Annotated in this window: 8 protein-coding genes and 1 pseudogene; all 9 read right to left on the bottom strand. The window is 64.4% G+C overall.

Translation table 11 applies throughout. The features are described 5' to 3' along the window. Positions 1 to 1,453 (bottom strand): flagellar basal-body MS-ring/collar protein FliF (gene fliF / locus HUK84_RS06465; protein WP_176639547.1); only part of this gene is annotated, 1,453 nt, incomplete at its 3' end. Between the two features lie 270 nt (positions 1,454 to 1,723). Next, positions 1,724 to 2,059 (bottom strand): hypothetical protein, encoded by a 336-nt coding sequence (locus HUK84_RS06460; protein WP_176639546.1) that lies wholly within the window; start codon positions 2,057 to 2,059, stop codon positions 1,724 to 1,726. 93 nt (positions 2,060 to 2,152) lie between these two features. Continuing rightward, positions 2,153 to 3,040 (bottom strand): MotE family protein, encoded by an 888-nt coding sequence (locus tag HUK84_RS06455; RefSeq protein ID WP_176639545.1) that lies wholly within the window; start codon positions 3,038 to 3,040, stop codon positions 2,153 to 2,155. 394 nt (positions 3,041 to 3,434) lie between these two features. Then, a complete protein-coding gene (locus HUK84_RS06450) occupies positions 3,435 to 4,913 on the bottom strand; it encodes a tetratricopeptide repeat protein (protein ID WP_176639544.1) in 1,479 nt (492 codons plus the stop codon). Between the two features lie 124 nt (positions 4,914 to 5,037). Beyond that, positions 5,038 to 5,775 carry a flagellar basal body L-ring protein FlgH gene (flgH, locus tag HUK84_RS06445; RefSeq protein WP_246285459.1) on the bottom strand — a complete coding sequence of 246 codons (738 nt, stop codon included), beginning with the start codon at positions 5,773 to 5,775 and terminating at the stop codon, positions 5,038 to 5,040. A gap of 28 nt (positions 5,776 to 5,803) precedes the next feature. Beyond that, complete coding sequence (gene flgA / locus HUK84_RS06440) at positions 5,804 to 6,826, bottom strand: flagellar basal body P-ring formation chaperone FlgA (protein ID WP_246285458.1); 1,023 nt, start codon at positions 6,824 to 6,826, stop codon at positions 5,804 to 5,806. Position 6,827: 1 nt separating this feature from the next. Continuing rightward, positions 6,828 to 7,613, bottom strand: coding sequence for a flagellar basal-body rod protein FlgG (gene flgG, locus HUK84_RS06435; protein WP_176639549.1), 786 nt, complete (start codon positions 7,611 to 7,613; stop codon positions 6,828 to 6,830). A gap of 165 nt (positions 7,614 to 7,778) precedes the next feature. Beyond that, positions 7,779 to 8,171, bottom strand: a complete 393-nt coding sequence (locus HUK84_RS06430) for an MmcQ/YjbR family DNA-binding protein (RefSeq protein WP_176639548.1) — start codon at positions 8,169 to 8,171, stop codon at positions 7,779 to 7,781. A gap of 51 nt (positions 8,172 to 8,222) precedes the next feature. Continuing rightward, positions 8,223 to 8,954, bottom strand: a pseudogene (locus HUK84_RS06425) (MFS transporter); the annotation flags it as partial.

Genomic DNA, 8,954 nt, shown 5'->3' with positions numbered 1-8,954 from the left:
TGCCCGCGATCCGGGCCGTCGCGGCAGGTGCGCCCTGCAGGACCTCCAGCTCGGTTCGCGCCGCCAGGGCCGGCGTGTTGGCCTTGCCACGCCACAGCATGGGCCGGACCGCGACGAAGATGGCGCCCAGCGCCAGCAGGATGGGAATGACCCATTCGGCCACATAGATAAGCGTATCCCGGCTGAACAGGCTGCTGCTTTCCGCCGGAAGGCCAACCCCGTTATCCGGCATGAACCGCATGGAAACGACATTGACCGCGTCGCCACGGCTTTTGTCATATCCGATTGCCGTCTCGACGAGTGTCGAAAGCCGGGCCAGCTCGGCATCGTCCAGCGGCTTCCAGACCTGGTTTCCGGTCTTGTCCTTCGTGAACGTGCCATCGACCATGACGGCCAGGCTGATCCTGGACACGCGGGGGCGTGTCTGGCTGACGACGCGGACCCGCTTGCCGATCTCGTAATTATCGGTTTCTTCCTCGCGGTCGTCGCTCGAACCGGTCCTGTTGGCCTGGTTCGCGTTGGCGTTCGGCAGATTGTTCGCCACCGAGGTATTCGGGTTCGCTTCGGTATTGGCGCTCTTGTCGGTCGTCGTCTGCTGCGATCTCAGGACCTGCTGGTTCGGGTCGTAGCTTTCATCCGTTTCGCGGATTTCGTCGGTGTTCATGGTAACGGCCGCCCGGGCGCGGACATGGCCTGCCCCCAGGATGGGTACCAGCATGTCTTCCGCGGCCTGCGCCAGGCGCTGCTCTTCGGCGTAGCGGAACTTTTCAAGGGTGGATTCCTGGCCCGCCGCGCTGTCAGGATCCCCAGGCTTCGCCAGAACGTCGCCGCGCGTGTCGACGATGGAAATATTCTGCGGGCGCAGGCCGGGAACGGCCGCCGCGACCAGATTCTGAATGGCCTGGATGCCGTCCGGCGCCATGCGGCCAGCCCTGCCGATATCAAGCACCACACTGGCCTGCGACGGGCTGGTCTGGGTCGAAAAAAGATCGCGATGCGGAAGAACAAGGTGAACCCGAACGTTGCGCACCCCGTGAAGCAGGCGAATCGAACGTTCAAGCTCGCCTTCCATCGCCCTGGTTTCGTTGATGGTCTGTTCGAACTGCGTACTGGTCAGGGTGCCGCTCTTGTCGAAAAGCTCGTACCCGACGGCGCCGCCGCTGGGCAGGCCATCCTTGGCAAGCAGCAGCCGCGCACTGGCCACCTGGTCCCGCGGGACATAGAGGCTCGTGCCATCCGTGCTGGTCGTCGAGGCGATATGCGCCTTGCCCAGATCGTCGACCATCTGGGCTGCCTCATTCAGGTCGAGATCGCCATATAACAGAGCCATTGGCTGGCCGCCGCTCCGAAAGGCGAAAATGCCCAGAGCCGCAAGGAGAATCGTCGCCGCGACTCCCAACACCGCAAGCCGCGTCCGCCCGAGCCCTTTCAGGCCAGCCAATATATTCTGCATACGGAACGCTGCTATGCTGACACGGCGCTGGACCAGGAAGCCACAAAATCCTCCGGCGGGTTAACCATTCGATAATCTCTGCGTCTCGCATGCCATCGCGTCATCCTACGCGTCAAGGCAGTCCGGAAGCGCCATTTCCTCATCATAACGTGACCCGGCGTGTCAGGAAGGCCAAAAACACAGTCCGCAACAAAATCCGGAAACGAGACGCGGCTCCAGTGCGCCATGTTCGGCATCCAGCCATGCTGCCCGTCATCTCAAGGAATAATCTCAAGGAATATAGGCGTTCGTCGGAGGTGCGGTCCTGATCGTCGTGTTGAGCCTGTTCGCATTCTGCTCCTGGGTCAGTCCGGTCGGACCTTCCGCCACCTGGCGTGCGACGTTGGGCATCAGGTCCGGTCGGCTCCAGCAATCCACGCCATTCCAGCTCTGGGTGCAATAAGGCTGCGGAGCGGGCGGTCGTTGCGGGGGCGCACACCAATCCTCGCCCGCCTGGATATAGCCCGCATTGCATTCGCGCCCCGTCATGTGTGAGACGAGATAATCCGGCGCGCACCCTGCAAGACCCACGATCAGGAAAACCATGATGCCGCCCCTGATTGTCATAGCTGGCAGTTCCTGTCCCTCAAGACTGTGCCCCGATCATGCAGTTTCGGGCCAGGCGGTTCCGGGCCATGCGGCGTCCGGCCGCCCGGCAGGCTACTGGCGTGATAGCTTCAACGGATCCTGATCGGCCGGACCTTGCCCGGACGGGCTCTTCAGCCACCAGGACGGCGCGCCCATATCCGTCGCCGCCGGCCCGCTCCTTCCATCGCCGCCGAAGGGCAGGCGCGAAGAACGGAAACTCCGCACGCCCGCCATGTATTGCGACACGAGATTCACGCGTTCAGGCATCATATATCCCATGACGGCCGAGATCTTCCGGGGGGTCATCCTGTTGGCCACCGAGACGAGGACATGGATATCCATGATGTCGAAGACCGCGGCGGCCTCCTTGGGGGGCATGTCCTCGTATATCTTCACCAGCCTGTCGGTCTCGGCGGACATGGTCTCCCGATGCGCCTCCTGCTTCTCGGCCAGCGCGGCCATGGACGTATCCAGGTCGCGCATCTTCGCATCGAGGGCCGACCTGGCCGCATCGAGGATATGCCTCTGCGCCTCCAGATCCTTCTGTTCGCTGTCGATGTCCGACCGCCGGGCCAGAATATCCTTGACGAGATCCGTCTCGGCCCTGTCGACCCCCGGGTCGGACTCTCCGCTCCGGCCTGTGGCGACCGTCCCGGCTCCCGCGCAGGCGATGCCCCGCGGGCAGTCCGCATCGGACATGCCGGTCTTCTTTGCCGACATGCGGTCGGGGGCGGGCGCGGCAGGCGCGATCGCCCTGCCGTTCCCGTCGGAGGAAAGAACCGACGTCCAGCCTTCCGCGGCATTTCTCGCCGCGGAATAGGTGCTCGCCATGGTATCCGACGTGCTGGCCGCGGCCATCTGCAATGGCGCCGCCTGTCCGGCCGGCGCGCCCGCCTCGACCCCGTCATCCTTCAGGTGTCCGGCAAGCGCATGCATGTTCATGGCAAGAAGAAGCGTCATCAGGATCGACGAGACATGCACAAGCTTCCCGAATGACAAGCGGGGTATGAGCATCTTAACCTGGCCCGCTCGCGGGTTTCTGCCGGCGTTCACACATCGCGTCCCTGGCGGAGACCACGGACATGCCTCTCGATACGGGCCATGAACCGACCATCCGGCGTTGCCTCTATGATCCGCCCGCGGCGCCTGCTTCCAAAGCGACCGGCTTGCTCATCACCTCGTCGATTCTGCCGCCCTCGGTCACGTTCCGTTGATGCTGTGAAGTCGGGCCGCTGTCAAGTTTTTACAAAGGATCTCCCCATTGGCGCCGCATATCCGACATAATTGTCATTCCGATCATGAATGAACGATCCGCGACGACATATTTCGGCAGGCGCCTCCCGCCACTGCCGCCCTACGCGCTCCGGCCGGGGGCGGTCACGGACGGACGGGTCTCCACAAGCGCGCATAGATCGGCACGGACACGGTGCATGGGGTCCGACCAGTCGAGCGGTCTGGTCTGCTGGTACAGGCGCAAACTGTCGTACCACGGAGAATCGGTGCGGCCCGACAGCCATCGCCAGCACTGGTCGTAACGCGAAAGCATCCAGACCGGCTTCCCCAGCCCGGCCGCTATGTGTGCGGTCGATGTATCGACACTGATCACCAGGTCCAGCGTGCCGATCAGTGCCGCCGTATCGCTGAAATCGCGCAGCAGGGATGTATGGTCGATCAGACGCATCCCCGCCGGCGGCTCCCCGGCCTGCCCCGCTCGTTCTCCAAGCTGCAGGCTGTAGAACACGGCATCCGGGGCGGCATCGGCAAGCGGCGCGAATGTCGCGAGATCGGTCGAACGGCGCCGGTCGGCAAGCTCGGCCGCACGAATTTCCTGATGCGGCGCTCCCGCCCAGACAAGACCGACGCGCAGCGACCGCACCCGTCGCCCATCTTTCATGGCGTCGTCCTGAAGTACCCCGCGCCAGAACGACATTTTATCCGGATCGGCCCGAAGGAACCCGCCCGCCGACGGGATGGTCGTCAACGTCGTGCCCAGCGCCCGCGGCAGGCTGAGTGCCGGACATTGCAGGTCATGGGGCGGGATCTCATCCTCTTCCGACACGAATGTCTGGTCCGGAAAGGAGTGCCGGAACAGGGTCAGCAATTCCCGCCTCGCCCTGATCAGGGTCCGGCCGCCCCGTTCCGCCGCGCACGGGAAGAAGCGGGAGAACTGGATCATGTCTCCAAAACCGCCTTCCGTATGGATCAGCAGGGTCCGGCCCCGAAAATCTTCACCATTCCAGAGCGGCGCGCTCATCGCGTTACGACGCGAATCGAACGTCGTCCAACGCCATTCATATTCCCGGAAACCTTCAAGATACTTGCCCTGGGCCAGAAGGGACAAGGCATGGTTCGTCCGGGTTTGCGCATTCTCGGGCGTCAGCGCCACGGCGACCTGATGAAATTTCTGGGCCAGTTCATGCTCTCCGCGATGATCGAGGGCCAGCCCGAGATTGCTGAGGGCAAGGGGATGGACAGGATTGCGCTGGAGACAGTTCCTGTAGGCGGCAATGGCCTCGTCGTAACGCTGTGTCTGTAACAGGACATTGCCGAAATTCGACCAGCCGTCCGTCAGGGCCGGATCAAGCGCCACCGCGCGCGCCAGCAATTCATACGCTGCGTCAAACGCGCCGAGGGTGCAGAGCAGCCCGCCATAATTGCTCAGGGTCCGGGCGTCGTCCGGATTGTCGGCCAGCACGGCCCGATAAGCCTGTTCCGCCTCCTGCAGGCGTCCGGCGCGTTGCAGCGCCTCTCCGCTCCCTTCCGGATCGGCCCTCTGTTGCGCCGTCGCTCCAGAAGACGGCCCGGAAGCGGGCGGGAAGGCATCATGTGGCATGGCGTACGGAACCTGATAATCCGGGGGTGGCGCCGCCACCCGTCATGGCCGGCCGGGCCTGCGTCCCAAAAAATCGTTCAAGAAACAAGCGCCGGGATGTCTTTTGGATATTTTTTAAATACTGTCAAAACGGCAATATGCTATCAAGAATCTGCTGCCCGTACCGTGGCATCTGCATCTTGGTCAATTGTCCACGGCCGCCGTACGAAATTCGCGCCTCGGCGATTCTGTCGTGCGTCACGGTGTTGTCCTCCGTAATATCCTGCGGCCTGACGACACCGCTGACCATAAGCTGGCGCAATTCGCCGTTGATCCTGACTTCCTGGCGGGCGACGACCACGAAATTACCGTTCGGAAGGACCTGCGTGATCGTTCCGGCCAGGGAGAGCGTGACCGTTTCGTTCCGCGTGATCGTGCCGGTCGCCGTATTGGCATTCGTACTGCTCGTATGAAGGGCCGTCGCGCTCGACAAAGCCTTGCCCTGCAAGCCGAAAAGGTTGGGAATACCGAAAGTCTCCGTCCCGCTGCCGGACGCCGACGTATCGTTGGTCAGGGCCGCATTGTCGGCGATATCGACCTTGATCGTCAGCAGATCCCCGACCTGCGACGCCCGCTGGTCCCTGAAGAATGCCCGGCTCCCCGGCCGCCACAGGCTTCCGACCTCCGTGGGGGGCGGCTGCAGCGGCGGCATCGGCATCGTGACGGGGCGATAGTCGGGTGCCTGCGTCGGGTCCGATGTCGTGGTCATGCGCGGCGGATGCCCCTGCTCGCTCAGGTCCGACAGGCCCGAACAGGCGGACAGGCACAGCAGTCCGGTCATCGCGGCGCTAACCAGGGCAACTCCGGACAAAGCGGCTCTCATCGGTGCAAGATCCCAGCGCATTCAACGGCTACCGCAAGGACAGGGTCGCACGCGCATCATCGCGGGCGGACGCCGTCAGACGCCGCAGGACGCCCGGATCGGAGCGCACCGCACCCGACCCCGCCTCGACCTCGATTTCCGACGCGTTCGTCACACGGCCCGTCACGATCATGCCGCTCGCCAGGTTAAGGGCGCGCACATACTGACCCGCCCCTCCATCGTCCAGGACGCGTCCCGTCGCCGTCAGATGAACGCCGGGGGCGGTAAAGGCGACCAGTACCGGGTCTCCCTTGTGCATCAGCACGGTCCTGTGCAGGTCCTGATCCAGGACGGCTTCGCCCGCGACCACGCCGCGCGTCAGGGTCATCCCGTCCACGTCGCCCGCATCGGTGAAGGCCCTGCTCGCGATGTGGCCGGTATAGGCGTCATCCATCTGCAGGTCGGCCGCCGAGAGCACGGCCCCGGCAGGCAATGCGTGCGCGAAGACCAGCACCCTGCGTGCCGCATGCACCGTGCCGGTCAGCAGGAAAGAATCCTGCGTGGCATCCCCCGTGGGCTGGCTGCGATAGGCCGTCGCGGAAAACCACCCGCTGCGCTGGTCCCAGTCGACGTCGGACAGGACGATCGGCCTCGGATCGTCCGGCGCAACCATGATGGGGTGGAAATTGACAAGTGCCACGGACACGGGGCCGCTGCCGATATCCGGCAGGTTTTTCCTGACGAGTTCGGAAAAGAAGGTTTTGTCCAGGATGCGGCCCGCACGGGTGATCGTCGTCATGGCCGATGGAGACCGATCGAGCCAGTCGACGCCGTACTGGTCGGCGATGGCCATCAACTGGCCGCCGCCGACCTGGATGCTCGCGCCGGGCGCGGGGGCGGGGCCCAGCACCTGGTCCTGGCCCGGCTCCAGGTCCGCGAACAGGTCCGACAATCTCACGGTGCCCGACGCGATGACCGTCGCATTCCGCAATGTCGCGGCCCGGCCATGCGCGGGATGTGCCATCACGAAGCCGGCCGCGATCACGCCCGCGATTGCCGCCCGCGCCGACATGCTATTTCAGGTTCGTCAATGTCTGAAGCATCTGGTCGGAGGCCGTGATGACCTGGCTGTTCATTTCATAGGCGCGCTGCGCGGTGATCAGATCGGTGATCTCTGTCACCACGTTGACGGCGGATTCCTCGATGAAGCCCTGCTGGACCGATCCGTATCCCTGGCTCTGGGGCGTGCCGAGATTCGCGGTGCCCGACGAGGTCGTCTCCGTAAAGAGGTTCTGCCCCATGGCCGCCAGGCCGTTCTCGTTCTGGAAGGTGGCAAGCTGGATCTGTCCCGCGACCTGCGAGGTCGTCTGGCCCGATATCGTGTACTGAACCTGGCCGGTCTGATCGATGGTGATGTTCTCGGCGTTGCTCGGCAGGCTGATATTGGGCGCAAGCGGGTAGCCGTCCGCCGTCACGATGGTACCATCCTGCGACAGCGAGAACGTGCCGTCGCGCGTATAGGCATATTCGCCCGACGGCAAGGTCACCCGGAAATAGCCTGATCCCTCGATTGCCATGTCGAGCGAATTGCCGGTCTGCTCCAGCGAGCCCTGTTCGTTGATCCGGTAGATCCCGGCCGTGCGGACGCCAAGGCCGATCTGCGCGCCCGCCGGGACAAGGTCGCCCGTGTCGGAACTCATGGTGCCGGCCCGCCGGAGATCCTGATAGATCAGGTCCTGAAATTCGGCCCGGCGGCGCTTGTAGCCGGTCGTGGTCATGTTGGCGATGTTGTTGGAAATCGTCTCGACGTTCGTCGTCTGGGCCTGCATGCCCGTGGCGGCGATATCAAGAGAGCGCATCATGGAAGACAATCCTCCTTGTGTCTTGCGGCACGGGCCAACGCCACACAAGACAGGTGCCGGTCATGGCATTCGATGATGCCATGGTTTGGCAGATCATAACCAATTCCTCACAGGTAAAACCATGTCGCCGCCGTGGCAAGGCCCTTTCTGGCGGGCCGCCCGCTACGCGGCGCCCAGGCCGAGTTCGGCCCGCGCCTTCTTCGACAGGCCCTGCGCGACCATCCGGTGGGATCGGCGGATATGGTCGCGCAGCTCGTCATCGCCCGGTCCGTCATCACCCAGTCTGTCACCACCAGGGCCCGGCGCCGCGAAATGCTGGATCCATTTCAGCCCGCGTGAGGCCAGATAGGGCGCCGGGCGCAGTCCGGGGCGCTCCCGCAGGATCTCATAGAACAGCTCGCCGGCCTTGAAGGTGACCATCAGCCGCGCGCCGTCCACGCTGCCGATCGCAAAGACCTTGCCGCCGACCTTCCAGACATGCGCGCCGCCCCATTGCATCACATAGGTGGTCGCGGGCAGCGCGCGGCAGAATGCATTGAAATCGTCTACCGTCATCATGCCCCCTCACGCCCCGGCCATCAGCTTTCGGCCGTCAGACTTCGATCATCAGACTTCGATTATCTGGGCACCGGCCCGCCGCGTCCCCTCCGCCGGGGCCAGTTCCGCCCTGAACAGGCGCGCGGCCAAAATCAGCAGGCACGCCGCGACGGCGATCAGCGCCGCATGCGCCAGCCAGAACCGGGTCGATCCCAGATCGGGCAGCATCGCGCCCAGCCGCCCCGCGATGACGTCGGACAGGCGCGTGATCAGCGCAAAGCCGGCGACGATCGTTCCCTTCAGCCCGGCCGGCGACACCCGCACATACAGGGCCATGCCGATCGGCATCACGGCCGACATGGCGAAATCGTTGATCGTATGGAACAGGATGCCCCACAGCAGGCTGATCGTCGGGCCATGGGGCGACCGCGCCGCCGCCAGCGCCAGCACCAGCGGGGCCAGCGCCGCGATCACGCTGAACATCGCCACCTGGTCGATTTCGCCGGGCGCCGCGAAGCGGCGTTCATAGGCGCGCCAGAACGCCAGCCCGGCAATCTGCGTCGCAAGGCTGATCCCGGCATCCAGCGACAGCAGCCAGCTCGCCGGCATCGTCAGGCCGAACAGCGTGCGGGCATAATGCTGCTCGCCCCACAGGATATAGGTGTCATAGACCTGCTCGTTGCCGACCTGGGCCAGCGCCAGCACCGGGACAAGACCCGCCAGGATCGCCAGCAGGCGCCAGTTCGTTTCCGTTTCCGCGTTCGCTCCCGGCCCCGGCCCCGGCCCCGGCCCCGGCCTGGC

The sequence above is a fragment of the Nguyenibacter vanlangensis genome (assembly GCF_013376155.1).
GTDB classification, from domain to species: domain Bacteria; phylum Pseudomonadota; class Alphaproteobacteria; order Acetobacterales; family Acetobacteraceae; genus Gluconacetobacter; species Gluconacetobacter vanlangensis.
The sequence above is the reverse complement of the archived record's forward strand: the minus strand, read 5'-3'. Positions and strand labels throughout refer to the sequence as shown.